The organism is Vulcaniibacterium thermophilum, assembly GCF_007923255.1.
GTDB lineage: Bacteria > Pseudomonadota > Gammaproteobacteria > Xanthomonadales > Xanthomonadaceae > Lysobacter_F > Lysobacter_F thermophilum.
On sequence record NZ_VOHJ01000005.1, the window covers coordinates 1 to 25,189 of the forward strand.

The 25,189-nt window shown below is 70.1% G+C and carries 23 protein-coding genes and 1 pseudogene; 11 read left to right on the top strand and 13 right to left on the bottom strand.

From position 1 onward, the window contains the following. Positions 1-242 (top strand): hypothetical protein (locus FQY64_RS14915; RefSeq protein WP_222431746.1); only part of this gene is annotated, 242 nt, incomplete at its 5' end. A 277-nt stretch (positions 243-519) separates the two neighbouring features. Further along, a complete protein-coding gene (locus tag FQY64_RS03365) occupies positions 520-963 on the top strand; it encodes a DUF192 domain-containing protein (protein WP_146472301.1) in 444 nt (147 codons plus the stop codon). A 6-nt stretch (positions 964-969) separates the two neighbouring features. Here FQY64_RS03365 and FQY64_RS03370 read toward each other — a convergent pair. After that, positions 970-1,253, bottom strand: a pseudogene (locus FQY64_RS03370) (rubredoxin). Between FQY64_RS03370 and thiE the strand changes: the two are divergent. Both thiE and hemL read left to right on the top strand, forming a co-directional pair. Then, positions 1,232-1,855, top strand: a complete 624-nt coding sequence (thiE, locus tag FQY64_RS03375; protein WP_146472303.1) for a thiamine phosphate synthase — start codon at positions 1,232-1,234, stop codon at positions 1,853-1,855. The pseudogene FQY64_RS03370 and the gene thiE sit on opposite strands and share 22 nt — an antisense overlap. A 37-nt stretch (positions 1,856-1,892) precedes the next feature. Further along, complete coding sequence (gene hemL / locus FQY64_RS03380) at positions 1,893-3,179, top strand: glutamate-1-semialdehyde 2,1-aminomutase (RefSeq protein ID WP_146472304.1); 1,287 nt, start codon at positions 1,893-1,895, stop codon at positions 3,177-3,179. A 302-nt stretch (positions 3,180-3,481) separates the two neighbouring features. On the opposite strand, the gene FQY64_RS03385 is transcribed toward hemL, so the two are convergent. The 5 genes from FQY64_RS03385 to FQY64_RS03405 all read right to left on the bottom strand — a co-directional run bounded on the left by FQY64_RS03385 (position 3,482) and on the right by FQY64_RS03405 (position 7,840). After that, positions 3,482-4,702, bottom strand: a complete 1,221-nt coding sequence (locus FQY64_RS03385; RefSeq protein WP_146472305.1) for an acetylornithine/succinylornithine family transaminase — start codon at positions 4,700-4,702, stop codon at positions 3,482-3,484. Positions 4,703-4,801: 99 nt separating this feature from the next. Next, positions 4,802-5,221 carry a VOC family protein gene (locus FQY64_RS03390; RefSeq protein WP_146472306.1) on the bottom strand — a complete coding sequence of 140 codons (420 nt, stop codon included), beginning with the start codon at positions 5,219-5,221 and terminating at the stop codon, positions 4,802-4,804. A 13-nt stretch (positions 5,222-5,234) separates the two neighbouring features. After that, a complete protein-coding gene (locus FQY64_RS03395; protein ID WP_146472307.1) occupies positions 5,235-5,435 on the bottom strand; it encodes a DUF2905 domain-containing protein in 201 nt (66 codons plus the stop codon). After that, the gene (locus tag FQY64_RS03400) at positions 5,435-6,244 is read right to left on the bottom strand and encodes an SDR family oxidoreductase (protein ID WP_146472308.1); all 810 of its coding nucleotides are present in this window, start codon (positions 6,242-6,244) and stop codon (positions 5,435-5,437) included. Before FQY64_RS03400 ends, FQY64_RS03395 begins: the two co-directional genes overlap by 1 nt. Before the next feature lie 939 nt (positions 6,245-7,183). After that, positions 7,184-7,840 carry a phosphotransferase gene (locus tag FQY64_RS03405; RefSeq protein WP_146472309.1) on the bottom strand — a complete coding sequence of 219 codons (657 nt, stop codon included), beginning with the start codon at positions 7,838-7,840 and terminating at the stop codon, positions 7,184-7,186. Positions 7,841-7,899: 59 nt separating this feature from the next. Here FQY64_RS03405 and FQY64_RS03410 point away from each other — a divergent pair, with 59 nt between their 5' ends. Continuing rightward, positions 7,900-9,897, top strand: coding sequence for a bifunctional DedA family/phosphatase PAP2 family protein (locus FQY64_RS03410; protein WP_146472310.1), 1,998 nt, complete (start codon positions 7,900-7,902; stop codon positions 9,895-9,897). Between the two features lie 25 nt (positions 9,898-9,922). On the opposite strand, the gene FQY64_RS03415 is transcribed toward FQY64_RS03410, so the two are convergent. Beyond that, entirely contained in the window at positions 9,923-10,522 is a 600-nt protein-coding gene (locus tag FQY64_RS03415) for an LON peptidase substrate-binding domain-containing protein (protein WP_146472311.1), read from the bottom strand. 17 nt (positions 10,523-10,539) lie between these two features. After that, positions 10,540-11,904: a UDP-N-acetylmuramate:L-alanyl-gamma-D-glutamyl-meso-diaminopimelate ligase gene (gene mpl, locus FQY64_RS03420; RefSeq protein WP_146472312.1), complete on the bottom strand. Its 1,365-nt coding sequence runs from the start codon at positions 11,902-11,904 to the stop codon at positions 10,540-10,542. Positions 11,905-12,272: 368 nt separating this feature from the next. Between mpl and FQY64_RS03425 the strand changes: the two genes are divergently transcribed. Then, positions 12,273-13,481, top strand: a complete 1,209-nt coding sequence (locus tag FQY64_RS03425; RefSeq protein ID WP_146472313.1) for a S1 family peptidase — start codon at positions 12,273-12,275, stop codon at positions 13,479-13,481. Positions 13,482-13,550: 69 nt separating this feature from the next. Here FQY64_RS03425 and FQY64_RS03430 read toward each other — a convergent pair whose 3' ends face one another. After that, a complete protein-coding gene (locus tag FQY64_RS03430) occupies positions 13,551-14,132 on the bottom strand; it encodes an adenylate kinase (protein ID WP_146472314.1) in 582 nt (193 codons plus the stop codon). 151 nt (positions 14,133-14,283) lie between these two features. Between FQY64_RS03430 and FQY64_RS03435 the strand changes: the two genes are divergently transcribed. Genes FQY64_RS03435 through FQY64_RS03445 form a run of 3 tightly spaced genes read left to right on the top strand, consistent with a single transcriptional unit; the run spans position 14,284 to position 16,745 of the window. Next, complete coding sequence (locus FQY64_RS03435; RefSeq protein ID WP_146472315.1) at positions 14,284-15,534, top strand: 6-phosphofructokinase; 1,251 nt, start codon at positions 14,284-14,286, stop codon at positions 15,532-15,534. A gap of 60 nt (positions 15,535-15,594) precedes the next feature. Then, positions 15,595-16,203: a carboxypeptidase-like regulatory domain-containing protein gene (locus tag FQY64_RS03440; RefSeq protein ID WP_146472316.1), complete on the top strand. Its 609-nt coding sequence runs from the start codon at positions 15,595-15,597 to the stop codon at positions 16,201-16,203. 11 nt (positions 16,204-16,214) lie between these two features. After that, entirely contained in the window at positions 16,215-16,745 is a 531-nt protein-coding gene (locus tag FQY64_RS03445; RefSeq protein WP_146472317.1) for a hypothetical protein, read from the top strand. A 6-nt stretch (positions 16,746-16,751) separates the two neighbouring features. Here the strand turns inward: FQY64_RS03445 and FQY64_RS03450 are convergent, their stop codons facing one another. Then, positions 16,752-17,249 carry a hypothetical protein gene (locus FQY64_RS03450; protein WP_146472318.1) on the bottom strand — a complete coding sequence of 166 codons (498 nt, stop codon included), beginning with the start codon at positions 17,247-17,249 and terminating at the stop codon, positions 16,752-16,754. 244 nt (positions 17,250-17,493) lie between these two features. Between FQY64_RS03450 and FQY64_RS03455 the strand changes: the two genes are divergently transcribed. Further along, positions 17,494-19,539 (top strand): sodium-translocating pyrophosphatase, encoded by a 2,046-nt coding sequence (locus tag FQY64_RS03455; protein ID WP_146472319.1) that lies wholly within the window; start codon positions 17,494-17,496, stop codon positions 19,537-19,539. A 176-nt stretch (positions 19,540-19,715) separates the two neighbouring features. After that, positions 19,716-20,270: an inorganic diphosphatase gene (ppa, locus tag FQY64_RS03460; RefSeq protein WP_146472320.1), complete on the top strand. Its 555-nt coding sequence runs from the start codon at positions 19,716-19,718 to the stop codon at positions 20,268-20,270. Positions 20,271-20,283: 13 nt separating this feature from the next. Here the strand turns inward: ppa and FQY64_RS03465 are convergent, their stop codons facing one another. From FQY64_RS03465 to FQY64_RS03475, 3 genes are all read right to left on the bottom strand, one after another. After that, positions 20,284-21,258 carry an aspartyl/asparaginyl beta-hydroxylase domain-containing protein gene (locus FQY64_RS03465; protein ID WP_146472321.1) on the bottom strand — a complete coding sequence of 325 codons (975 nt, stop codon included), beginning with the start codon at positions 21,256-21,258 and terminating at the stop codon, positions 20,284-20,286. A 93-nt stretch (positions 21,259-21,351) separates the two neighbouring features. Beyond that, a complete protein-coding gene (locus tag FQY64_RS03470) occupies positions 21,352-24,183 on the bottom strand; it encodes a TonB-dependent receptor (RefSeq protein WP_146472322.1) in 2,832 nt (943 codons plus the stop codon). 51 nt (positions 24,184-24,234) lie between these two features. Continuing rightward, the gene (locus tag FQY64_RS03475) at positions 24,235-25,158 is read right to left on the bottom strand and encodes a helix-turn-helix domain-containing protein (protein ID WP_146472323.1); all 924 of its coding nucleotides are present in this window, start codon (positions 25,156-25,158) and stop codon (positions 24,235-24,237) included. Positions 25,159-25,189: the final 31 nt, after the last annotated feature.

The following is a 25,189-nucleotide window of genomic DNA, read 5'->3' on the forward strand; positions in this document are numbered from 1 at the left end:
AAATTGACTTGGTTCTGTTCGAACGTCTGCTGATGGACAACGCCACCGCCAGACGCCCGCACAAGTCACCTGCGCACACTGTCAAAGATCACCGGAGTCGGCCTCAGCGCCTTCCCCTCAACCCCCCGAGCATTCCGCCCGAGGGAGCCGCACATCATACAGCAGTTTTCGTGGTCGTCAACACCTCGTCACTGCCGCTTCACCTCTTCCGGATCGGCGCGGGCGATCCGGCTGAGCCCTGAGCCGCTTCGCGGCCGACGGGAGGGACAGTCTACCTCGGCACGCCGGAGCTGGAAAGCTCGGCCGCGTTGGCTTTCGTGAAGCGGTTCGCTCGATGGCGGCCCCGTTTCCGACTGCGCTTCCCGTCGAAGGGGCGCGCATTGTGCACAGCGTCGGTGCGCTTGGGAAGAGCTTGACGCTGCGCCGGCGGGATCGGTATCCGCGCGTGCGCGGCGTTCGCTTGACGTCCTTTGCGGAGTGCCCGAACGTCGCTGGCACAGCGATGTCCGGAGGTGGCCGATGCGGGTGCGGGCGGTATGTGCAGCGGGGGTGCTGCTGGTGTGCGCGGGGTGCGCGAGCGGCGGTGAGCGCTGGGTGGAGCTCAACGGGGAGCGCTACACGGTCGAGATCGCCGACGACGACGCGGAGCGCGCGCGCGGGCTGATGTTCCGCGATCACCTGGACGCACAGCGCGGCATGCTGTTCATCCATGAGCGCGAGGAGCCGCAGGCGTACTGGATGAAGAATACGCGCATCCCGCTCGACATCCTCTACTTCGACAGCCAGCGCCGCCTGGTCAAGCAGCAGCGCGAGGTGCCGCCGTGCTCAGCGGGCGATGCCTGCCCGAGCTATCCGAGCGGCGCGCCGGCGCGCTACGTGCTCGAGCTCAATGCCGGGCAGGCGGCGAAGCTGAAGCTGCAGGACGGCGCGGTGCTGCGCTTCGGGCCCGGCATCGAGGAGTGATGCGCCTCAGAGCGCGACCATCTCGAAGTCGTCCTTGGTGACGCCGCAGTCGGGACAGGTCCAGGTGTCCGGCACGTCCTCCCAGCGCGTGCCCGGCGCGATGCCCTCCTCCGGCAGCCCCTTCGCCTCGTCGTAGATGAAACCGCAGACGACGCACATCCAGGTGCGGTAGGCGGTGGTCGTGGCGGCTTCGCTCATCGGCGGATAATGGGAGCAACGGCGGGGCCCGCATTGTCCCACCGACCCGCATCAACCGGAAGCGAACCCGATGAGCCGACGCTGGCCTGCACGCGGGCTGTACGCGATCACGCCCGACGAACGCGACACCGCGCGGCTGTTGGCGCGCGTGCGCGCCGTGGTGGACGCGGGGGCGTGCTGGCTGCAGTACCGCAACAAGACTGCGGACGACCGGTTGCGGCGTGAGCAGGCGAGCGCGCTGCTGCCGCTGTGCCGTGCCGCGGGCGTGCCGTTGATCGTGAACGACGATTGGCGGCTGGCTGCGGCGATCGGCGCCGACGGCGCGCATCTGGGGGAGGACGACGGCGAACTCGGCGAGGCGCGCGCCGCGCTCGGCTCCGACGCGCTTCTCGGCGCTTCGTGCTACGCCAGCCTCGAACGCGCGCGCGATGCGGTGACGCGCGGCGCGAACTACGTCGCGTTCGGCGCGTTCTTCCCCTCGCCGACCAAGCCGCATGCCCGCCGCGCGTGCCCGACATTGCTGCAGGCGAGCGCCGCGCTCGGCGTGCCGCGGGTGGCGATCGGCGGGATCACTCCGGACAATGGCCGCGCGCTGGTGGCCGCCGGCGCCGACTTGCTCGCGGTGATCAGCGGCGTGTTCGACGCGCCCGATCCGGCCGCGGCCGCACGCGCCTACCGGCGCTGCTTCGACTGACCTTCCCCCGGGCGCTGCCCATCACGGATGCCGATGCATGAAAACCGACCGTTCCCATGAGCTGTTCACCCGCGCGCTCGAGCTGATTCCGGGCGGCGTCAACTCGCCCGTGCGCGCGTTCAAGTCGGTGGGCGGCGAGCCGTTCTTCGCGCAGCGCGCGGAAGGCGCGTACCTGTACGACGTCGATGGCAACCGCTATGTCGACTACGTCGGTTCGTGGGGGCCGATGATCGCCGGCCATGCGCATCCACACGTGCTCGAAGCGGTGGCGCGCACGATGCGCGATGGACTCAGCTTCGGCGTGCCGAATCCGTTGGAAGTGACGATGGCCGAGACCATCGCACGGCTGGTGCCGAGCTGCGAAATGGTGCGGATGGTGAACTCGGGCACCGAGGCCACGCTGTCGGCGATCCGGCTGGCGCGCGGCGCGACCGGGCGCGCGCGCATCGTCAAGTTCGAAGGCTGCTACCACGGCCACGGCGACAGCTTCCTGGTGAAGGCCGGCAGCGGCGTGATGACGCTGGGGCTGCCGAACTCGCCGGGCGTGCCGGCAGCGCTGGCCGATCTCACGTTGACCCTGCCGTACAACGATTTCGATGCCGCCACGCGGCTGTTCGAAGAAATCGGACAGGAGATCGCGGCGCTGATCATCGAGCCGATCGTCGGCAACGCCAACTGCATCCTGCCGCGCGAAGGCTACCTGCAGCACCTGCGTGCGCTGTGCACGAAGCACGGTGCGCTGCTGATCTTCGACGAGGTGATGACCGGCTTCCGCGTCGCGCTCGGTGGCGCGCAGGCGCGCTACGGCATCACGCCGGACCTGTCGACGTTCGGCAAGATCATCGGCGGCGGCATGCCGGTGGGTGCGTACGGGGGGCGTCGCGAGTTGATGCAGCAGATCGCGCCGGCAGGGCCGATCTACCAGGCCGGCACGCTGAGCGGCAACCCGGTGGCGATGGCGGCCGGGCTGGCGACGCTGGATCTGATCCAGGCGCCGGGGTTCCACGACGGGCTCGAACGCCGCACGCATGCGCTGTGCGAGGGGCTGGAGGCGGCGGCGCGCGAGGCGGGCGTGGCGTTCTGCACCACGCGGGCGCCGGGGATGTTCGGGCTGTATTTCCGCGAGGGGCCGGTGGAAACGTTCGAGGACGCCAAGGCCTCGGATACCGCGCGCTTCAACCGCTTCTTCCACGCGATGCTGCGGCGGGGCGTGTATCTGGCGCCGTCGGCGTTCGAGGCGGGGTTCGTGTCGAGCGCGCACGGCGACGCCGAGATCGCGCACACGCTGGCGGCGGCGCGGGAGGCGTTTGCGGAAGTGGCATGAGGGGTTTTGGCCACGGATCCGCGCGAATGCACGCGGATTGGTTTTGCGTGTGCTTCGGTAGTGCCGCGGAGGGCGCATGTGAGTCGCTTCGGGCGCCCCCTAACCCCCCAACCCTCTCCCCCACGAGGTGGGAGAGAGGGGACGATAAGGCGGCGGCAGTGCGCAAGCGCCTTTCCATCGCTGTGGAATAGCGGGGAAGCGGGCAGGCGCGGCTTCGCGAGGCTCTGCCGTTGATCCGCGCCGCTCGAGCCCGCCGCCACTGATCCACGTTCATCCGCGGCAGTCCGTGGCAAACCCTCCGCTCAGCGCGCGCTGCGCCAGGCGTGCAGTGCGCTGCGCAGACGGTCGAGGCCGTCGGCGATGTCGGCGTCCTCGATGTTGAGCGCCGGCACGAAACGCAGCACGTCGGGGCCGGCCTGCAGCAGCAGCAGGCCGTGCGCGGCGGCGTGATCGAGGATGCTGGCGGCCTGGCCGGCGTGTTCGGGGCGCAGTGGGGCGCCGAGCATCAGGCCGCGGCCGCGGATCCCGGCGAACACGCCAAGTTCCGCATCGAGGCGGGCAAGGCCGTCGCGCAGCGCCTGCGATTGGCGGGCGACGTTGGCGAGCAGGGCCGGCGCAGCGAGCTCGCGCAGCGCGGCGCGGGCGACCGCGGCCGCGAGCGGGTTGCCGCCGAAGGTGGTGCCGTGCGCGCCGAACTGCATCGCTTCGGCGGCTTTCTCGCCGACCAGCATCGCGCCGATCGGGAAACCGCCGCCCAGCGCCTTGGCGAGCGTCACCACGTCCGGCGTCACCTGGTACCCGTGGCAGGCGAACAGCGCGCCGGTGCGGCCCATTCCGCACTGAATCTCGTCGAACATCAGCAGCGCATCGAAGCGATCGCACAGCGCGCGCAGCTCGTGCAGGAACGCCTCGCGCGCCGGCATCACGCCGCCCTCGCCCTGCACCGGTTCGACCAGCACCGCACAGATCTCGCCGCTTGCGAGCATCGCCTCGGCGGAGGCGATGTCGTTGAAGTCGGCGTAGTGGAAGCCCGGCGGCAGCGGCTCGTAGCCCTCGTGATACTTCGGCTGCGCGGTGGCGGTCACTGCGGCGAGGGTGCGGCCGTGGAAGCTGCCGCGGAAGGTGAGGATGCCGCGCCGTTCGGGCGGGCGGCCCTGCGCCGTCGCCCAGCGGCGCGCGAGCTTGATCGCGGCCTCGTTGGCTTCGGCACCGGAATTGCACAGGAACACGCGCCGCGCGAAGCGCGAGGCCTCCACCAGCTCTTCCGCCAGGCGCAGCGGCGGCTCGCTGACGAACACGTTGCTGGTGTGCCACAGACGGCCCGCCTGCTCCACCAGCGCGGCCCGCAGCGCCGGATGCGCATGACCGAGCGCGTTGACCGCGATGCCGGCGGCGAAATCGACGTACTCGCGACCCTGCGAGTCCCACACGCGCGAGCCCTGCCCGCGTTCCAGCACGATCCGGCGGGGGCGATAGATGGGCAGGTAGTAGCGCTCGGCGAGCGCCAGCAGGGATTCGGTCATGACGGGAGTCTCGACGGCACGGACGGCGTATTGTCGCCCGTTCGCGCGCCGCCGGCCGAAGACGCGGCGGGCGGTCGCGCCGGTGCCGGCGGCGAGCGCTCACCAGGTGCCGGTGTTCGGCATCGAGCGCCACGGCTCGGCCGGCGGCAACGGTTCGCCCTTTTGCAGAAGTTCGATCGAGATCAGGTCCGGCGAGCGCACGAACGCCATCCGGCCGTCGCGCGGCGGGCGGGCGATCGTGTAGCCCATCGCACTCAGGTGCGCGCACCTGGCGTAGATGTCGTCGACCGCGAACGCCAGGTGCCCGAAGTTGCGCGCGCTGCCGTAGTCCTCGGCGTCCCAGTTGTACGTGAGTTCGATCTCGGCCTCGGGGTTCTCGGGCGCGCCGAGATAGACCAGCGTGAAGCGGCCGTCGGGATACTCGCGCCGGCGGTTCTCCACCAGCCCGAGACCGTCGCGGAAGAAACGCAGGGAAGCGTCCAGGTCGCGGACGCGGACCATCGCGTGCAGATAGCGCATGTCGTCTCCTTGCTCAGCGGCGCAGCCACCACAGCAGCAGGCTCAGCACGACGCTCACGATCAGCATCGTGGCGAGCGGCACGTACACGGTGATGCGTCCGACGTGGAACACCAGATCGCCCGGCAATCGCCCGATCGGCACGCGCCGCAGCCACGGCCACAGCAGGCCGATGGCCAGCAGCAGCAGGCCGATGGCGATCAGCGCGCGCGACATCAGTCGAGGAACAGGTCCGGCAGCAGCGGCTGCGCAGGATCGACCGCATAGCGCGAAAAGTCGGTGACGCCGGCCTCGCGCAGGACCTCCTCGTCGATGAAGAAGCGGCCGTGGATATCGGCGGCGGCGCGCGTGAGGATCGTGTGCGCCGCGTCGGCGACGATCTCGGGCCTGCGGCAGCGGCTCGCGTCGACGCCGGGAATCATGTTGAGCGCGTCGGTGGCGATGATCGAGCGCGGCCAGAGCGCGTTCACGCCCACGCGGCCGGCGAACTCGGCGGCGAGCCCCAGGGTCACGAAGCTCATCCCCATCTTGGCCAGCGTGTAGCCCACGTGCGGCCCCCACCACTTCGGGTCGAGCGAAGGCGGCGGCGCGAGCGTGAGGATATGCGGATTGGCGGCCTGCAGCAGATGCGGCAGGCAGGCCTGCGCGCACAGGAAACTGCCGCGCGCGTTCACCTGCTGCATCAGGTCGAAGCGCTTCATCGGCGTGTCGAGCGTGCCGCGCAGCCAGATCGCGCTGGCGTTGTTGACGAGGATGTCGATGCCGCCGAACGCATCGACCGCCGCCGCCACCGCGGCGCGCACCTCGTCCTCCTCGCGGATGTCGCATTTCAACGGCAGCGCGCGGCCGCCGGCGCGTTCGACCTCTTCGGCGACGCTGTGGATGGTGCCCGGCAGCCGGGGATTGGGCACCGAGGACTTGGCGGCGATCACGACGTTGGCGCCGTCGCGCGCCGCGCGCAGCGCGATCGCGCGGCCGATGCCGCGGGAGGCGCCGGTGATGAAGAGGGTTTTGCCGGTGAGCATGGGTGGGGACCGGGAATCGGGAATCGGGAATCGGGAATCGGGAAGCGGGAAGCGGGAAGCGGGAAGCGGGAATCGGGAAGCGGGAAGCGGGAAGCGGGAAGCGTAGCGACTTCGGATGCGTCGCGAGCGTCGGCACGGCAGCCGCTTCTTGTGGCCCCCTCACCCCGACCCTCTCCCCCACGAGGTGGGGGAGAGGAGGAGGCAAGGCGGCGGCGCGGGGCTGTGCTGAGGCGGCATGAGGGTTGCTGGCCACGGATTCGCGCGGATGCACGCGGATTGGTTCTGGTATGTGCTTCGGTAGTGCCGCGGAAGGCGCGTGTGAGTCGCTTCGGGCACCCCCTCACCCCAACCCTCTCCCCCACTGGCGTGGGGGAGAGGGGGAGAAAGCGGCGGCGCGTGGCGTTGCGGAAGTGGCGTGAGGGTGCTGGCACGGATGCGCGCGGGCCGCACGCGGATTGGTTTCGGTGACGCTGGCGGAGTCGCGGGAGGACGGGCGGGTCGCTTCGCCCCCTCATCCCAACGCTCTCCCCCATGGCGTGGGAGTAGGGTGACCGAGAAGGTCGCTTCCCGCTTCCCGCTTCCCGCTTCCCGCTTCCCGCTTCCCGCTTCCCGCTTCCCGGTTCCCGGTTCCCGGTTCCCAGTTCCCAGTTCCCAGTTCCCAGTTCCCAGTTCCCAATTCCCAGTTCCCAATTCCCAGTTCCCAGTTCCCGGTTCCCGGTTCCCGGTTCCCAGTTCCCCGTTCCCCGTTCCCCGTTCCCCGTTCCCCGTTCCCCGCTTCCCGCTTCCCGCTTCCCGCTTCCCCGTTCCCCGTTCCCCGTTCCCCGTTCCCCGATCCCCGATTCCCGATTCCCGATTCCCGATTCCCGATTCCCGATTCCCGATTCCCGATTCCCGATTCCCGATTCCCGATTCCCGATTCCCGATTCCCGATTCCCACCCTCAAGGCTTCGGCCCTCGCCCCTCGTTGTCCTCCCACTTGAGGATGCGGCGGGTGAGCACGCGGTAGACGGGTTTGCCGGTGGCGAACCACAGCTCGCGCAGCCACGACTGGCGCCGGAGCAGGCGGCGCTCCACCGGCGTGAGCGCATCGCGGCAGTAGGTGCGCTTGTGCTTGAGCAGGTGACGCAGGTCCTCGCGCATCAGCAGGCGCAGCCAGCGCGAGCGCGGGTGGCCGAGCGAGGCGAGCTGGAAGTCGATGATCGCGGGGCTGCCGTCCTCGCGCACCAGCCAGTTGGCTTCCTTCGCCAGGTCGTTGTGCGCGATGCCGCGCCGGTGCAGCTCGAGCAGCAGACGGCGCGCGGCATGGAAATAGGCGACATCGCCGCGCGGCGGACGCTGGTACATCGCCGCGCCGTCCATGTAGCTGCGATCGAGGCGGCGGCCGTCCCAGCGGAGCAGTTGCGGCGTGCCGGGCAGACCGGCCACCCGCCGCAGCGCGCGCGCCTCGCGCCTTGCGAGGAACCAGGCGGGCAGCTGCAGCCAGGCGGGCACGTAGCGCAGATCGCGGCGCACGAACGCCCCGCGCGCGTCTTCCACGAGCGCGATGCGACCGAAGCTGTCGGACTTGAGGGTGGCGATCTCGCGTTCCTGCGCCATGCGGGCAGTGTACGCAACGCACGCGGCGGCGCGTTCGGACCGCTGCCTATAATCGGCCGATGCAGACGGACTGGATCGACAGCGCGACGGCCTGGATCGGCGCCCATCCCACTGCCGCGGGCGCGCTCATCTTCGCGATCGCGCTGTGCGATGCGCTGATCGTGCTCGGCATCGTGGTGCCGGCGCTGCCGTTGCTGTTCGCGGTCGGTGCGCTGATCGGCCTCGGCCACATCAACGGGCCCTATGCGCTCGCCTGCGCGGCGCTTGGCGCGTTCGTCGGCGACGGGCTGAGCTACTGGATCGGCCGCCGCTTCGGTCCGCGGCTGCGGCTGCGCTGGCCGTTCTCGCGTTATCCGCAGTGGATCGACCAGGGCGAACAACTGTTCCGTCGGCACGGCACCAAGAGCATCTTCATCGCGCGCTTCGTGGGCGCGGTGCGGCCGTTCGTGCCGGCGATCGCGGGGATGCTGCACGTGCCGCTGGTGCGTTATCTCGCGCCCAGCGCGATCGCCTGCGTGCTCTGGGCCGCGGCGTTCCTCGCCCCGGGCTGGGTGCTGGGCAAGTCGTACGACGCGGTGGCGGCGGTGGCCGACCGGCTGGCGCTGGTGCTGGGCGCGCTGCTGGTCGCGGTGGCGGCGGTGTGGGCGATCGTGCTCTACACCTGGCGCTGGTTCGCCGCGCGCGCCGACGCGCTGCTGGCGCGCGCCTTGCGCTGGACGCGCGAGCACCCGCACCTGGGCCGCTACGCGGCGGCGCTGATGGACCCGAACCGGCCGGAATCGCCTTCGTTGCTGGTGCTGGCGCTGTGCCTGATCGCGATCGGCTGGCTGTGGTTCACGCTGCTGGGCACGGTGCTCGCCGAAGGCGGTCCGCTGGCGCTGGACGTGACGATCCACCAGATGCTGGCCAACCTGCGCAACCCGCTCGCCGACCGGCTGATGGGCGCGCTGGCGAGCCTCGGCGATCCGCCGATGCTGGGCAGCGCGGTCGCGTGCGCGCTGATCTACCTGGCGTGGCGGCGGCGCTGGATCGCGGCGGCGCACTGGATCGCCGCGCTGCTGTTCGGGCTGGTGCTGACCAGCGTGCTGGGCGCCGCGATCGACATGCCGCGCCCGCCGAGCGCGCCGGCCGATTTCGGCTTCCCGTCGGTCGCGGTGACGATGACCACCATCGCGTTCGGCTTCTTCGCGGTGCTGATCGCGCGCGAGCTGCCGGGACGGCGGCGCGTGTGGCCGTACCTGCTGGCCGGCGTGGTCACCACGCTGCTGGGCTTCGCGCGGCTGTATTTCGGCGCGCACTGGGCCAGCGAACTGGTCGGCGGCACGCTGTTCGGCATCGTCTGGCTGCTGGTGCTCGGCATCGCCTACCGGCGGCACGTCTCGCGCAGCTTCTGGATGCGGCCGCTGGCGTGGGCGTTCTACGGCAGTTTTCTGGTCGCGGCGGTGTGGTACCTGCCGGGCGCGTCGGTGCGGATGGTCGAGAAGCTCGACGTCGCCGGCCCGACCCTGGTGCTCGAGACCCAGGGCTGGTGGGAGCGCGACTGGACGCGCCTGCCGGCGCAGCGCAGCGAGCGCGAGCCGCGCGGGCGCTGGCCGCTGAACGTGCAGATCGCAGGCCCCCTCGGGCCGCTGCGCGCGCGTCTGGAGGCCGCCGGCTGGCGCGTGCAGCCGCAGGCGGACTGGCTCGATACCGTGCGCCTGCTCGACGACGACCGCGCGCCGCACGAACAGGCCGTGCTGCCGGCCACGCTGGACGCGCAGGCCGAGGCGCTGCTGCTGCTGCATACGGGCGCGCGCGCGGACGAGCAGCACGCGCTGCGGCTGTGGCGCGCGCCGGCCGCGCTGCACGACGGCACGCCGCTGTGGATCGGCACCGCGCAGACGCTGCGGCTGGTGAAGCCGCTCGACACGGTGGCGATCTGGCGCCCGGAGCCGGCCGACAGCGGCGCCTACGCGCACCTGCGCACGGCGCTGGCCCCGCTCGGCGCGCTCGAGGCGCCGCATCCGGCCAACGGCACGCCGGTGCTGCGCCTGCGCACGGCGACGGACGGCCAGTAGGACGAAGGCCGACGCGGGCGGCGGATCAGTCGGGGATCAGCGTCAGCAACTGGTCCAGACGCTCGTGCGGATCGTCGATCTGCAACAGCGCCTGCCGCTGCAGATCGGTCAGCGGCAGCAGCTCCGCGAGGCGCCAGCCGACCCAGGCGGCATCGTCGAAGCGCGCGTGCTCGGCGCGCGCATGCTCGCCCCCGACATGCTCGATCACCCGCTCCAGCACCGTCGACAACAGACCGTGCTCGGGCCGCAGCGGCTCGACCGGATCGCGCTCGCACCAGTCCACTTCCGCCATCTGCAGGCCGTTGTCGCGCACCCGCACGCGGCGCGTGTGGAAGCGGCGCGCACCGCGCAGATGCAGCGTGAGCGCGCCGTCGGCGGCGGTGTCGAAATCCTCCACCAGCGCCTCGGTGCCGAACGCCGCGGGCACCGCGGGCGCGCCGCCGCCCTCGCCGTCCAGGATCAGGCAGACGCCGAAGCCGCGGCCCAGGCGCCCGCATTCGCGCACCAGGTCGAGAAAACGCAGGTCGGACACGTGCAGCTCGAGCGCCGCTCCCGGCAGCAACACCGCGTGCAGCGGAAACAGGCCGAGGGTATCGAGCGCGGGCGCGTGCGGCAGGGCATCCATGCCGCGCAGTGTACGCGTCAGCCCTGCCGCAGCGCGTCGAAGAACCGGCGCGGCGCGCCGTCGAAGCCGCCGTTGGACATGAACACCACGTGGTCGCCGGCGCGCGCGCGCTCCAGCAGCGCGGCGATCAGCGCATCGGCGGTGGGCACGGTGACGCCCTCGCCGCGCAACGCGCCGACCACCTTGCCCGCGTCCCACGGCAGCTCCGGACGGTGCAGGAACACCACCGCGTCCGCCTCGTGCAGCGAGGGGGCGAGCGCGTCGGCGTGCGCGCCCAGCCGCATCGAATTGCTGCGCGGTTCGATCGCCACCAGGATGCGCGCGCCTGCGACCTTCGCGCGCAGGCCGGACAGCGTGGTGGCGATCGCGGTCGGGTGGTGGGCGAAGTCGTCGTAGACGGTGACGCCGGCGTGCTCGCCGATCACCTCCAGCCGGCGCTTGACGCTGCGGAAGTTCGCCAGCGCGCCCAGCACCGCGCGCGGATCGACGCCGACCGCGTGCGCGGCGGCGAGCGCGGCCAGCGCGTTCATCACGTTGTGGCGGCCGAGCAGGGGCCAGCGCACTTCGCCGAGCGCCTCGCCCCGGTGCAGCAGCACGAACGCGCTGCCGTCGGCGGCGAGCAGGCGCGCGCTCCAGTCGAACGCGCCGTCCAGCCCGAACGTCTCCACCGGCGTCCAGCAGCCCATCGCCAGCACCTCGCGCAGGCGCTCGTCCTCGCCGTTGACGATCAGCCGGCCGCGCCGCGGCACGGTGCGCACCAGATGGTGGAACTGGCGCTGGATCGACGCCACGTCGGGGAAGATGTCGGCGTGGTCGTACTCGAGGTTGTTGAGGATGGCCACCCGCGGCCGGTAGTGCACGAACTTGGAACGCTTGTCGAAGAACGCGGTGTCGTATTCGTCGGCCTCCACCACGAACTCGCGGCCGCGGCCCACGCGCGCGGAGACGCCGAAGTCCTCGGCGACGCCGCCGATCAGGAAGCCCGGCGCGCGGCCGGCCGCTTCCAGCAGCCAGGTCAGGATGGTGGTCGTGGTGGTCTTGCCGTGGGTGCCGGCCACCGCCAGCGTGTCGCGCCCGGGCAGCACGTTCTCGGCCAGCCATTGCGCGCCGGAGACGTAACGCCGGCCGTCGTCGAGCACCTGCTCCACCGCCGGGTTGCCGCGCGAGAGCGCGTTGCCGATCACCACGGTGTCGCAGTCGGGCGCGATGTGCGCCGGGTCGTAGCCCTGCTTCAGCGAGATGCCGAGTTTTTCGAGCTGGGTGGACATCGGCGGATAGACCGCCTGGTCGCTGCCTTCGACGTCGTGCCCGAGTTCGCGCGCCAGCGCCGCCACGCCGCCCATGAAGGTGCCGGCGATGCCGAGGATGTGGAGTTTGGCCATGCCGCGATTGTCGCCGATTCCGCTCCCGTTCGTGCCGGGGTATCGAAAGGCGCGGGCGCCCGCGCAGATCCGCAGGTTGGGCTGTGCCGAGGGCGAAGCCCAACGTCGCTTTCGCAGCGCGATGGTGGGCTGTGCTCAGCCCACCCTACGAAACTGCGGCGGCCGGCGCGGGCACGGGATCGCGCGCGAGGGCCGTTGCGCCGCAGCACGCGGGCGCCGCCGCGCGCCGGCGGAAACGCACCGATGCGCGGCTGCCGACGCCCGTGACCGGCTCATCACACGCGGGCCCGATCGACGCTGCTAGGTTCGGCCGCCGCCTGTCCCCGCACAGGCGGTAATCCGGCCGCCCCCTCATCACGGAGCCTCCGATGCGCAACTCCCGCTCTTCCCGCAAGGTCGTCCTCGCTCCCCTCGCCGCCGCCCTCGTCCTCGCGTGCACCAGCCTGTCCGCCTGGGCCGCCGACGAGGTCGCGCCCGCGCTGCGCGCCGCCATGCAGCGCGACCTCGGTCTGTCGTCCGACCGCCTCGTGCAGTACCTCAAGGTCGAACGCGCCGCGCTGCAGCAGGAACGCGCGCTCGCGCGCCAGTTCGGTCGCCACTACGCGGGCAGTTGGATCGAGCAGCGCGCGGACGGCTCGTTCCGGCTGGTCGCGGCGCGGACGACGGCCGGCGGCAAGGCGCCGGCCGGCGTCGAAGTGCGCCAGGTGCGCCACAGCCTGGCCGAGCTCGATGCCTCCAAGGCGCGACTCGACCTCCTGTTCGCGCAGGGCGCGAAGGTGCCGAAGGGCGTGTACAGCTGGCAGGTCGATCTGCCCCGCAACGCGGTCACCGTCAGCATCGCGCCCGGCGCCGAGCAGGCCGCGATCGACTTCGTCGCGCTCAGCGGCATCGACGCGGGCGTGGTGCGCCTGGAAACCATGGACGCGCCGCCGATGCTGCACGTCGACGTGAAAGGCGGCCTCGGCTATCTGCGCAATCCGGGCGACGGCTACCTCTACGCCTGCTCGGTCGGCTTCTCGGTGACGCAGAACGGCGCGCCGGGCTTCGCGACCGCGGGCCACTGCGGCACCGCCGGCGAGGCGGTCTACCACGAGCCGTCGCAGTGGACGCTCGGCCCGCGCTGGGGCGCGTTCGCGGCCTCGCGCTTCCCGGCGCCGGGGCAGTCCGGTCCCGACTATGCGTGGGTGCGGCTCGACGCCGGGCATGCGCTGACCGCCACCGTCCACGGCTACGGCCAGGGCGACGTGACCGTGCGCGGCAGCACCGACGCCCCGGTCGGCGCCGCGGTGTGCCGTTCCGGGCGCACCACCGGCTGGCGCTGCGGCACCATCGAGGCGCGCAACGTCACCGTGACCTACGTGTCCGGCGAGACCGTGCTGAATCTGACGCGCACCACCGCCTGCTCCGAAGGCGGCGATTCGGGCGGCTCGTTCATCACTTCGGCCGGCCAGGGCCAGGGCGTGCTGTCGGGCGGCAGCGGAAGCTGCAAGGGCAACACACGGCGCAGCCGGAGCTACTTCCAGCCGCTCAATCCGATTCTGCAGGCGTACAACCTCAACCTGCTGACGAGCCCCTGAGCCGGCACACGCCGGCGGAAACGAAGAACGCCCCGGACGGGGCGTTCTTCTTGCGCATCGCAGGAGCGCTCAGCCGACGGCCTTGGTGGCGGGCTCCAGCACCTCGACGATGCGGCTGAACACTTCGTCCAGCGAGCCCACGCCGTCCACCATCGCGAGCTTGCCCTGCTGCCGGTAGTGATCGACCACCGGCGCGGTGCGGGTTTCGTACACCTGCAGGCGGATCCGCACCGATTCCGGGCTGTCGTCGGCGCGGCCCTCGGCCGCGGCGCGGCCGGCGATGCGCTCGACCAGCAGCTCGGTCGGCACTTCCAGCAGCACCGCCACGTCCATCGGCTGGCCGATGCGCGCGAGCAGCGCATCCAGCGCGTCCGCCTGCGCGAGGTTGCGCGGGTAACCGTCGAGGATGAAGCCGTTCGCCGTATCCGGCTGCGAGAAACGCGACTCCAGCATGCCGAGCAGGATCTCGTCGGAGACCAGCTCGCCGCGCGCCATGACCTCCTGCGCCTGACGGCCGAGCTCGGTGCCGGCGGCGACCTCGGCGCGCAGCAGCTCGCCGGTGGAGATGTGCGGCACCCGCAGGTGCTCCTTCAGACGGGCCGCCTGCGTGCCCTTGCCGGAGCCGGGCGCGCCGAGAAGTACCAATCGCATCAACATCGCTCCTGGGACGCGGAATCCGGCGGCCGGGCCTCGACGGCCCGTCGGCGCCGCGGCGCTACACTCGCCGGGCCGCCTCCGCCGGATGTCCGGGGAAAATCAGGCGGCAGCTTACCGCATCCCGGTCCAGGAGCAGGCAAATCGCATGGCCGCAGGCACCCTGTTCTACGCCCAGTCCGGCGGCGTCACCGCCGTCATCAACGCCACCGCGGCGGCGGTGATCCGCGCCGCCCGCGCGCGCCGCGTGCCGGTGCTGGCCGGGCGCAACGGCATCCTCGGCGCGCTGCGCGAGGAGCTGATCGACACCTCCGCGCTCAGCGCGGCCGAGTTGAAGGCCTTGGCGCACACGCCGGGCGGCGCGTTCGGCTCCTGCCGCTACAAGCTCAAGTCGCTGCAGGACGACCGCGCGCAGTACGAGCGGTTGCTGGAGGTGTTCCGCGCGCACGACGTGCGCTGGTTCCTCTACAACGGCGGCAACGATTCGGCCGACACTGCGCTGAAGATCGCGCAACTGGCGGAGGAGTCGGGCTATCCGCTGGTCTGCGTGGGCGTGCCGAAGACGGTCGACAACGATCTTCCGCTCACCGACACCTGCCCGGGTTTCGGCTCGGCGGCGAAGTACACCGCCGTCTCGGTGCGCGAGGCGGCGCTCGACGTCGCCGCGATGGCCGACACCTCGACCAAGGTGTTCGTGTACGAGGCGATGGGCCGCCACGCCGGCTGGCTGGCCGCCGCCGCCGGCCTCGCCGGCCAGGGGCCCGACGCGGCGCCGCATCTGATCCTGTTTCCGGAGCGCCCGTTCGAGGAGGCGCCGTTCTTCGCCAGGGTGCGCGAGGTGGTCGAGCGCGTGGGCTACTGCGTGGTGGTGGCAAGCGAGGGCATCCGCACGCCAGACGGCCGCTTCGTCGCCGACGCCGGCGGCGGCAAGGACGCGTTCGGGCACACGCAACTGGGCGGGGTGGCCTCGCATCTGGCCGCGCGCGTCAAGGACGCGCTCGGCTACAAGGTGCACTGGACCCTGCCCGATTACCTGCAGCGCAGCGCGCGCCATCTCGCGTCGGAGACCGACTGGCGGCAGGCGACGGCGGTCGGCGAGGCGGCGGTGGAGTACGCGCTCAAGGGCATGAAAGGGGTGATGCCGATCATCCGCCGCACCGGCGATCGCCCGTACCGCTGGACCGTGCGCCCCGCCCCGCTGGCCGAGATCGCCAACCGTGAGCGGAAGATGCCGCCGGAGTTCATCCGCGAGGACGGCTACGGCATCACCGATGCGGCGCGCCGCTATCTCGAACCGCTGATCCGCGGCGAGGCGTATCCGCCGTATGGCCGCGACGGTCTGCCGAAGTATCTCGACGCGCGTCTGCCGCTGGTGGAGAAGCGGCTGGGGCCTGATTGACCGCCATCAGCCCAAGCGGGCACACTCGCCCGCGCCGCCGGAAGCAAGGAGGAGAGTTCCATGGAATGGTTCCTGCGAGTCGCTGCAGCGCTGGTATTGGCCGCGCTTCCGCTTCTCCCAGCGCACGGCAAGCGGCCGCCGTATGCCGATAAGTGGGGCGAGATCAAGACACCCTTCGACGAGGCTGCCGCCGAAGCGGCACTCGAGCCGGGCAACAGCCGACTGAGCGGGCGCACGTTCGCCAAACTCGGCTTCCTGAGCAAGAAGTACGGGGCAGAACGGCTCGTATTTCTCCTTCCGCTTGTTCCGTATTATGAGGAATGGTACGCCCGCTTCCGCCGAAACCCGGCGGTAGGCCTGGACTATCTGGACAAGCGGGCAGTCCAGTACCACGCGCGCGCGCTCACCGACGAGGAAGGCCGCTTCGTCTTCGAGAATCTCAAGCCGGGGCGTTATCTCCTCTACTCGACCGTCGGCTACACGATCACCAACGAATGGCGCGAAGTCGTCGGCGTCGAAAGAGGCTACAACGTTTTCGGCCACCTGATTTCGACAGTACCGATCTATGGGGAGCGCCATGTCGATATCATCCCGCTCACCCATCACATTCTTCGAATAGTCGAGATCAAAACGGATGGCGAACACGTTGACCTCGGCGATGTCAGATAGGAGCCCTTTCGATGCTCGTCATTCGGCTTGTCCTTGCACTACTGCTCCTCATGGCATCGGCAATCACGGCACCGGCGGACGCTCAACAGCCGCGCTCCTGTGAACCGGACGCCGCGAAGTGCTGGTACATCGTGTTCGCACTCGGTGACCCGCCGAAGCGCGAGTTGTTCATCACCAACCACGCGATCCGCGAGCTCGAAGCCGGCATCCGGCAACTGGAGCTCGTCCACATGTTCGAATCCCCCGATCAGCCGCAGTACGTCGTTCTCACGCTGGACTTCCGCTGCCGAACCGGAGAGTTCCGCCTTCGCAAGGCGAGCGGAAGCGACCGCAACGGCAAAGTCGCAAGCGCCAGTGCACCCGAGGAGGCGCCCGACTGGCACAAGGCGGCGAATTCTCCGTTGGAACCGGCGATGAACTTTGCGTGCAACCCCGATGTCCTCAAGAACCCCGAACGGCATTACGTGTCGTACTTCACGGATATGATTCGGGTTCCCGACGTCGTGCAACTGGCGCGCAGGACTTTCTGGCAGCAGCGCTGAGCGTGCTCATTCGCATGTGCCCCGCAACTGCAGGGTCGCTGCGAAGGACGGGAGCGAAACCTCCGAAGCGGCGGCGGATTGCCGTGAGGCGTCACTGAGATAGATCCGCGCCCTGCCCTGCGCATCGAGCGTCGGCGGTGCGGCGGTGCCGGGCTTGCGCCAGATGCGCACGATCGCCTGCTGCCGGGAGCAATCGGCATTTGGCACCCGAATCTCGTCGTTGAGGATCCAGCCGCGCACTGGCGATGGCACCGCCTGCGCGGCATCGACCAAACGGGCACGCGGCTGGCAGCGCGGCGAGGTGCGCACGGCGGTCAGCCGATACGGCGCCGCGGGATCGCCGGTGAACACGCCTTCCAACCGCGCACAGGCCTCGGGAATCGTGCGCACGCCGTGAACCGCGCCGGGCACCTGCGGCGCGGCAGGCGCGCGGCGGATCTCGGGCGCGTCCTGCGCCCATACAGGCAACACCAGAGCGAGCGTGAGCGTCAGGGCAAGGCGCATGGGAGGGCTCCGGCGACGATCTGCCGCGAGGCTGCCACGCGGCATATGAACCGCGCGGCATCGCTCGGTGTCTGCGTGCGAGACGCACCCCATGCCGCGGTGCAACAGCCCTTTCACCCCGGTTGCCGCTAGGCTCCACCTACGGCCGCGCGGCCGAGCAGGCCGCGGCCGGGTAGCCATTGACCTCGCGCGCGGACCGGCGCCCCACCGCCGGAGCTGCGGCACTCACTTGGGGAGAGTCGGAATGCTCGAACAGTACGGTCTGGTCCTGGCGCTCGTGTGCGCCGCGATCGCGGTTCTCTACGGTCTGTATTCCGCCCGCTGGATCGGGCGCCAGCCGGCCGGCAACGAACGCATGCAGCAGATCGCCGGCGCGATCCAGGAAGGCGCGCGCGCGTATCTCAACCGGCAATACACCACCATCGGCATCGCCGGCGTCATCCTGCTGCTGGTGATCGGTTTCGCGCTGAGCTGGCCGACCGCGATCGGCTTCCTGATCGGCGCGGTGCTGTCCGGGGCCGCGGGCTACATCGGCATGAACGTGTCGGTGCGCGCCAACGTGCGCACCGCCGAAGCGGCGCGGCACGGCATGGGGCCGGCGATGAACGTCGCGTTCAAGGGCGGCGCGATCACGGGGATGCTGGTGGTCGGCCTGGGGCTGCTGGGCGTGGCGGGCTACTACTTCGCGATGCAGCGCATGGGCACCTCGCAGAGCGACGCGCTGCACGCGCTGGTGGGCCTGGCGTTCGGATCCTCGCTGATCTCGATCTTCGCGCGCCTGGGCGGCGGCATCTTCACCAAGGGTGCGGATGTGGGCGCGGACCTCGTCGGCAAGGTCGAGGCCGGCATTCCCGAGGACGACCCGCGCAACCCGGCGGTGATCGCCGACAACGTGGGCGACAACGTCGGCGACTGCGCCGGCATGGCGGCCGACCTGTTCGAGACCTACGCGGTCACCGTGATCGCGACCATGCTGCTCGGCGGCCTGATGGCGGCCGAGGTCGGCAGCCACGGCGTGCTCTACCCGCTGGTGCTGGGCGGCGTGTCGATCGTCGCCTCGATCATCGGCGCGTTCTTCGTGCGGGTGAAGACCGGCGGTTCGATCATGGGCGCGCTGTATCGCGGGGTGATCGTGTCCGGCGTGCTGGCGGCGATCGCGTTCTACCCGATCACCGCGGAGCTGATGGACGAATCGCGCTACGGCGCGATGGCGATCTACGGCTGCGCGCTGATCGGCCTGGCGCTGACCGGCGCGATCGTATGGATCACCGAGTACTACACCGGCACCCAGTACAAGCCGGTGCGGCACGTCGCGCAGGCCTCGACCACCGGCCACGGCACCAACATCATCGCCGGCCTCGGCGTGTCGATGAAATCGACCGCGCTGCCGGTGATCGCGGTGTGCGCGGCGATCTGGGGCGCGTACGAGCTGGGCGGCCTGTACGGTGTGGCGATCGCGGCGACCTCGATGCTGTCGATGGCCGGCATGATCGTCGCGCTCGACGCCTACGGCCCGATCACCGACAACGCCGGCGGCATCGCCGAGATGAGCGAGCTGCCGCCGGAAGTGCGCAGCGTCACCGATCCGCTCGATGCGGTCGGCAACACCACCAAGGCGGTCACCAAGGGCTATGCGATCGGCTCGGCGGCGCTGGCGGCGCTGGTGCTGTTCGCCGACTTCACCCACAACCTCGACGCGGTCGGCAAGTCGACGCAGTTCATGCTGTCGGATCCGGCGGTGATCATCGGCCTGTTCATCGGCGGCCTGATCCCCTACCTGTTCGGCGCGATGGCGATGGAGGCGGTGGGCCGTGCGGCCGGCGCGGTGGTGGAGGAGGTGCGCCGCCAGTTCCGCGAGATCCCCGGCATCATGCAGGGCACGGGCAAGCCGCAGTACGACCGCGCGGTGGACATGCTCACCCGCGCCGCGATCAAGGAGATGATCCTGCCGTCGCTGCTGCCGGTGCTGGTGCCGGTGATCGTCGGCTTCGGCATGAACGCGCTGATGGGCCCCGGCGCCGGCGTGCGCGCGCTCGGCGGTCTGCTGATCGGCACCATCGTCACCGGCCTGTTCGTGGCGATCTCGATGACCACCGGCGGCGGCGCGTGGGACAACGCCAAGAAGTACATCGAGGACGGCCACTTCGGCGGCAAGGGCTCCGAGGCGCACAAGGCCGCCGTCACCGGCGACACCGTCGGCGATCCCTACAAGGACACCGCCGGCCCCGCCATCAACCCGCTGATCAAGATCATCAACATCGTCGCGCTGCTGCTGGTGCCGCTGCTGTAGGTCGGCCCGCGCAAGCGCCGCACCGAACGCCCCGCTCCGGCGGGGCGTTCCTTTTGGGGTGCCCGAAGGAGCGCCAACCTGCTTGCTGCATCGCAACAGAGGGCCGCGTAGAATGCGCGCCCACGTCATTTCCCGCCCGCGCGCTCCACCCGCGCGGGCCGCATTCGGAGCGAAGCATGGGTCTGGATCTGGTCCCCACCGGCAAGAATCCGCCGGAGGAAATCAACGTCGTCATCGAAATCCCGAAGGACGCCGAGCCGGTCAAGTACGAGGTCGACAAGGCCACCGGCGCGATCTTCGTCGACCGCATCCTGTCCACGCCGATGCGGTATCCGTGCAACTACGGCTACGTGCCGCACACGCTGTGCGGCGACGGCGATCCGGCCGACGTGCTGGTGGTGCTGCCGCTGCCGCTGATCCCGGGCTCGGTGATCCGCTGCCGCCCGGTCGGCGTGCTGAAGATGACCGACGAGGCGGGCAGCGACGAGAAACTGCTGGCGGTGCCGGTGGAGAAGGTGTTCGCCGGCTACGCCCACATCAGCGACATCGACCAGGTCAGCGCGCACTGGTGCGAGCGCATCGGCCACTTCTTCGAGCACTACAAGGATCTCGAGAAGGGCAAGTGGGTGAAGGTCGACGGCTGGGGCAACGCCGCCGAGGCCAAGCAGATCCTGATCGACGCGATCGCGCGCTACAACGCCACCGCCGACGCCGACAAGCCGAAGTTCTGACCGCGCGCCGCGCTCAGCCGTTGTCGGCCGCGCGGTGCGCGGCCGCCGGCTCCGCCTCCGGCAGCACCGCGGCGCGGCCGACCATCGCGTTGAGCGCGCCGAACCAGGCGAGCTCGTTCTCGAGCAACACCCCCTGGCTGGGTCCGCGGATCTCGTCCAGGAACCGCGCCAGCAGCGCGCGGAAGGCGGGGCGTCCGCTCTCGGCATCGCCATGCTCGGCCCACAGGCCGCGCCAGGCGCGCGCGAAGCGCCCGGCGATCTGGCCCATGACCGGCAGATTGGGGTGCGGGCGCGCATCGTTGAACAGCAGCGCCAGATGGGTGTTGAGTTCCCACGGGCTCATCACCGCCGGCACGTTGGCCGTTTCGCAGGGAAACGCCGCCCGCTCGCCCTCGACCGGCGCGACCATCCGCGGCGACCAGCCGGCGACGGCCGCCGCATGCGGGCGTCCCTTCGCCACCAGCTCCCAGAACGCGCTTCCGCCGACGGTATCGACCACGAGGTGGATGCGCTCGCGGACGGCATCGTTGACCACGCTGTGCTGGCGCCAGGTGTCGAAGATCCAGCACTCGCCCGCCGCCATGTGCAGGACCTGACCGCCGCATTCGAAGCGCACGGTCGGCTGGGTCACGATCGGAACGTGCACGCGCACGCGCTCGGCCCAGTAGTAGCCCTGGTCGGCGTGGCGGGTCACCTCGGCGTTGCCGGACAGCCGCATCAACCGGCTGCGTCCGACCACCGCGCCGAGACTGGCGAACACCTGGGTGAGATACGGACAGCGCAGCAGATGCGGCGTCGGTCGCATCGCGCCGGCGAAGCCCTCGTCGTCGGGGTCGCCGTTCACCGCCACCAGCGGCAGCATCGAATTGCCGGGAAAGCCCTGCGGGTGCGGCTTCCACGCGTCCTCGCCGATGGCCGCGATCTCGGCGGCCAGGCGGTCGGCGTCGAAGCGCAGCGGCAGTTGGATGAACGGTACCTGGAGTTTCATGGCGGCCCCTGCGTCGCCGCCATGGTAGCGCAGGGCCCCAAAAAGCTACGGCCCCTTGCGGGGCCGTAGCGTGCGCTGCGATCGGCCGGGCGATCAGAAGCGCTGGCGGTACTGCACGTACATGAAGCGACCGGGCACGTCGTACTGCGGATCGAACTGGTTGTAGTTCGCCGTCAGCGACAGCGGCGGATCCTTGTCGAACACGTTGTTCGCGCCGACCGAGACCGTGCCGTTCCACGGCGTGTTGTAGCGGAACTGCACGTCGTGGTAGGCCACCGCGCCCATGTGGTTGCGCGGCGCCGGACCGGTCGCGATGCGGCGGTCGGGGTCGGAGCAGTACTGCTGGGCATCCTCACCCGTGAACGGGCAATCCTCGTCGATGCCGGAACGGTAGCGGACGCCCCAGGTCGCACCGAAGTCGCCCATCGTCCAATCCAGGAACAGGTTGGACTTGATGCGCCAGTACGGATCGGACGGCAGGTACAGGCCCTGACGCTGTTCCGCCTCGGAATCGACCGTCGCCTTCGTGCTCCAGTTCGACGTGTAGCTCGTGTCCCACGTGATCGCGAAGCGACCGAACGCCGTCTCGGGCAGACGGTAGTTGACCGTCATGTCCCAGCCCTCGACCTCGTAGGACGCGAGGTTGAGCAGCGGCATGTCCATCTCGGTGATGATGTACGGGTCGCCCGGATAGTTCGGATCGCGCGAGAACAGGGCGCAGTAGATCGCCTGCTCGCCCGCGCTGCCCGCGTAGCACTTGTCGAGGATGAACTGCGCCTGCGGGCGCGAGATCGAGTTCTCGATCTCGACCTTCCACCAGTCGAGCGAGATGTCGAACCCTTCCAGCCAGCCCGGGCTGTAGACCATGCCGAGCGTGCGGGTGGTCGAGGTCTCCGGCTGCAGGGCCTCGTTCGAGGTCCAGGTGAACGGCTCGAGCGTCTGGCGCGACGAACCGTCGCCCGGCTGCACGAAGTCGGCCGGAACGCCCTCGGCCGTGCAGCGCGCTGCCACCTGCGGGTTCGCACGCAGCGGCGAATCGGACGAGCACGGATCGAGGTAGCTCTCGTACGAATCGGCATCGCCGGCGTACAGGTTGTTGATGGTCGGGGCGCGGAAGCCTTCCGACCAGTTGCCGCGGACCAGCAGTTCATCGAACGGCTTCCAGCGGAAGCCGAACTTGCTGTTCAGCGTGTCGCCGAAGTTGCTGTAGTCCGAGTAGCGGCTGGCGATCGAGAAATCGAGCAGCTTGGCGAACGGCACATCCGCCAGGACCGGAACCGCCAGTTCGACGTAGAACTCGTCGAGCGAGTAGGAACCCGCGGTGGGCAGGCTGCCGTTGCCGGTGCTGAGGCCCGCCGCGATGAACGCATCCGGCTCGAACTGGCCGCTCTCGCTCCGGTACTCGTAGCCGGCCGCGAAGCTCAGCATGCCGCCGGGCAGCTCGACGATGTCGCCGCTGATGTTGGCGGTGTAGCCCTTCGAGGTGACCGAGCTGGAGTCGTGGGCGGTGAACGACGCGTAGGCCAGGGCCTCCGGCGTGATCGAACCGTCCGGACCCAGCGGGTTCAGCGGCACGCAGCCGGCGATGACGTTGCCCGGCGTACCGCAGCGGATGACGCCGTCGGCGTCGCGGAACGACGGGCCGTACGCATTGCGCAGATTGGCGACGTTGAACAGACCATAGGTGAGGTCGTTCTGGTCGGTGCGGTCGTAGCGGTAGCCGACGTCCCAGTCGAACGCGCGCTCGCCGACTTCGAAGAAGCCGTTCAGGCCGCCGAAGAAGTGCCAGGTCTTCACGTTCTGGTTGAACGACCGGCCGCCGCTCTCGGTGTAACGGCGGTTGACGCCGATCAGCTCGCGGGCGCCGCCACCGACGCTGCCGCCGTAGAAGCCGTCGGGATTGGTCGGGTTGTAGTAGCTGTTGGCCGCCAGACGGAAACCGGTCACCGGCATCGCAGCCAGCAACTGCTCCGAAATGCGCTCGTTGTAGAGCATCTCGGTGCGGAAGCTGACCTTGTCGGTGATGTCGTAGGTCGCCTGGGCGAACAGCGAGGTGCGCTCCTGCGGCGTCAGCAGGTAGTTGTCGGGCGCGGTGTTGTAGCCGTTGACGACCGAGTCGTACGGCACCGGGTTGCCGTTGGCGTCGAGAACGTAGCGCTCCTCGTCGACCGGGTCGACGAACGAACCGGGCACGCCCGTGCCGCTCTGGCCGGCGTAGAACGGAGGACCGCCGGCGGAAATGCTGCGGTCGCCGGCCATCACGTGCTCTTCCTTCACGTACGAGGCGCCGAGCACCACGTTCGAGCGGTCGGTGCTGGTGCCGATCGTGAAGTCGTAGGCCTGACGGAAGCCATCGCCCTTGTCGAACTCGCCCAGGTAGGCGCCGGCTTCGGCACCGTCGAAGTTGGAGCGGGTGATGATGTTCACCACGCCCGCGATCGCGTCCGAGCCGTAGATGGTGGACGCGCCGTCCTTCAGGACTTCGACGCGTTCGATGATCGCGGCCGGGATCGTGTTGAGGTCGACGCTGCCGCCCAGGGTGGTGGTCCAGCGACGGCCGTTCACCAGAACGAGCGTGCGACCCTCGCCGAGGTTGCGCAGGCTGATGCCCGCAGAGCCGTCACCGCCGTTGTTGAAGGTGGTGTTCAGCGCAGCACCGTTGCTGGAAATGCGCTGCAGCACGTCGGCGACCGAGGTCACGCCCTGCTTCTGGATCTCCTGCCGGCTCAGCGTGAAGATCGGCTGGGACGTTTCGATGTCCGCGCGCTTGATGCGCGAACCGGTGACTTCGATGCGATCGAGCTCGGTCGGCTGGCTGCCCTCGGCACCCGCGTCCTGCGCGAAGGCGGCCGTCGGCGCCAGCGCGAACGCGATCGCCGCCGGCAGGACGCCGAACCGCACAGAGCGGTTGATGCGATGCTTCATCGTGATCTCTCTCCGGAAGTAGTTATCGGCGCGTTAAAGCGCTTCGCAAACTTACGTGCCGGTCTTCGATACCGCTTTGCCGCCCGCCCTCGAAGGCTTTGCCGGATTTGCCCGTGCAGTCATGTGCAGACCGCTGCGGTACTGCGTGGCCGACATCCCGTGCCGGGCGCGGAACGCGCGCGCGAAGCTGCAGCAGTTGTCGAAGCCGCACGCCGCGGCGACTTCGCCGATCGTCATCGTCGTGGTGCGCAGCAGGTCGGCGGCGCGGTCGAGACGGATGCGCACCGAAGCGGCCTGCGGACTTTCGTCGTAGAGCGAATGGAACGTCTTGGAGAAGTACCAGGCGGAGAAGCTGGTGAGCTGCGCCAGCTCGCCGATGCGCACGACGCGGTCGCTGTTGCCTTCCAGGTACAGGCGCGCGCGCTGCAGGCGGCCGAACACCTGGCGCTTGCGGCTGCGCGAGCGTCCCGGGCAGCGCGGGATGCGCGCGTGCAGTTCGCGCTGCAAGCCGCCCAGGTGCAGCAGCAGCGGACGCAGCGCGCCGACGTCGCGCTGGCCGTCTCCTTCGGCGAGCAGATGCTCGAGCGCGCGCCGCCAGAGCTGCAGGGTGATCCGGCGCTCGCGCGGGGCCATCGCGCCGCGGCCGGCGTACAGCACCGCCTCGGAGTACTGGCCCAGCAGGCGCTGGGCTTCGCCGTTCACCGCGAGGCCGATGCACAGCCCGTCGCGGTCGACCTGCACCGAGGGATGCGAGTCGCGCTCGAACGCGATCCAGTCGCCCGCGCGCAGGCGGAAGCGGCCTTCGCGGGCTTCCACCCAGGCGCTGCCGCGCAACTGGAACCAGACCGAGAACGCGTTGCCGGCGAGCTGGAGGCTGCCCAGTCGGGAGACGCCGAAGCACGCCGCCTGCGGCGCCGCATCCGGAAGATCGATCGACAGCAACTGGCCGCGGTCGGCCCAGAGCGCCTTGGACATGATCCACCTCGATTGCCTGAGAAAGGCCGGT

Excerpts from the sequence above, each read along its gene's own strand:
- FQY64_RS03470 (WP_146472322.1), bottom strand. The coding sequence starts at position 24,183 with ATGAAGCATCGCATCAACCGCTCTGTGCGGTTCGGCGTCCTGCCGGCG.
- FQY64_RS03405 (WP_146472309.1), bottom strand. The coding sequence starts at position 7,840 with ATGGCGCAGGAACGCGAGATCGCCACCCTCAAGTCCGACAGCTTCGGT.
- FQY64_RS03455 (WP_146472319.1), top strand. The coding sequence starts at position 17,494 with ATGCTCGAACAGTACGGTCTGGTCCTGGCGCTCGTGTGCGCCGCGATC.
- FQY64_RS03440 (WP_146472316.1), top strand. The coding sequence starts at position 15,595 with ATGGAATGGTTCCTGCGAGTCGCTGCAGCGCTGGTATTGGCCGCGCTT.
- hemL (WP_146472304.1), top strand. The coding sequence starts at position 1,893 with ATGAAAACCGACCGTTCCCATGAGCTGTTCACCCGCGCGCTCGAGCTG.
- thiE (WP_146472303.1), top strand. The coding sequence starts at position 1,232 with ATGAGCCGACGCTGGCCTGCACGCGGGCTGTACGCGATCACGCCCGAC.
- FQY64_RS03390 (WP_146472306.1), bottom strand. The coding sequence starts at position 5,221 with ATGCGCTATCTGCACGCGATGGTCCGCGTCCGCGACCTGGACGCTTCC.
- FQY64_RS03450 (WP_146472318.1), bottom strand. The coding sequence starts at position 17,249 with ATGCGCCTTGCCCTGACGCTCACGCTCGCTCTGGTGTTGCCTGTATGG.
- FQY64_RS03465 (WP_146472321.1), bottom strand. The coding sequence starts at position 21,258 with ATGAAACTCCAGGTACCGTTCATCCAACTGCCGCTGCGCTTCGACGCC.
- FQY64_RS03395 (WP_146472307.1), bottom strand. The coding sequence starts at position 5,435 with ATGTCGCGCGCGCTGATCGCCATCGGCCTGCTGCTGCTGGCCATCGGC.
- FQY64_RS03475 (WP_146472323.1), bottom strand. The coding sequence starts at position 25,158 with ATGTCCAAGGCGCTCTGGGCCGACCGCGGCCAGTTGCTGTCGATCGAT.
- FQY64_RS03415 (WP_146472311.1), bottom strand. The coding sequence starts at position 10,522 with ATGGATGCCCTGCCGCACGCGCCCGCGCTCGATACCCTCGGCCTGTTT.
- FQY64_RS03445 (WP_146472317.1), top strand. The coding sequence starts at position 16,215 with ATGCTCGTCATTCGGCTTGTCCTTGCACTACTGCTCCTCATGGCATCG.
- FQY64_RS03425 (WP_146472313.1), top strand. The coding sequence starts at position 12,273 with ATGCGCAACTCCCGCTCTTCCCGCAAGGTCGTCCTCGCTCCCCTCGCC.
- FQY64_RS03435 (WP_146472315.1), top strand. The coding sequence starts at position 14,284 with ATGGCCGCAGGCACCCTGTTCTACGCCCAGTCCGGCGGCGTCACCGCC.
- FQY64_RS03365 (WP_146472301.1), top strand. The coding sequence starts at position 520 with ATGCGGGTGCGGGCGGTATGTGCAGCGGGGGTGCTGCTGGTGTGCGCG.
- FQY64_RS03385 (WP_146472305.1), bottom strand. The coding sequence starts at position 4,702 with ATGACCGAATCCCTGCTGGCGCTCGCCGAGCGCTACTACCTGCCCATC.
- ppa (WP_146472320.1), top strand. The coding sequence starts at position 19,716 with ATGGGTCTGGATCTGGTCCCCACCGGCAAGAATCCGCCGGAGGAAATC.
- mpl (WP_146472312.1), bottom strand. The coding sequence starts at position 11,904 with ATGGCCAAACTCCACATCCTCGGCATCGCCGGCACCTTCATGGGCGGC.
- FQY64_RS03430 (WP_146472314.1), bottom strand. The coding sequence starts at position 14,132 with ATGCGATTGGTACTTCTCGGCGCGCCCGGCTCCGGCAAGGGCACGCAG.
- FQY64_RS03410 (WP_146472310.1), top strand. The coding sequence starts at position 7,900 with ATGCAGACGGACTGGATCGACAGCGCGACGGCCTGGATCGGCGCCCAT.
- FQY64_RS03400 (WP_146472308.1), bottom strand. The coding sequence starts at position 6,244 with ATGCTCACCGGCAAAACCCTCTTCATCACCGGCGCCTCCCGCGGCATC.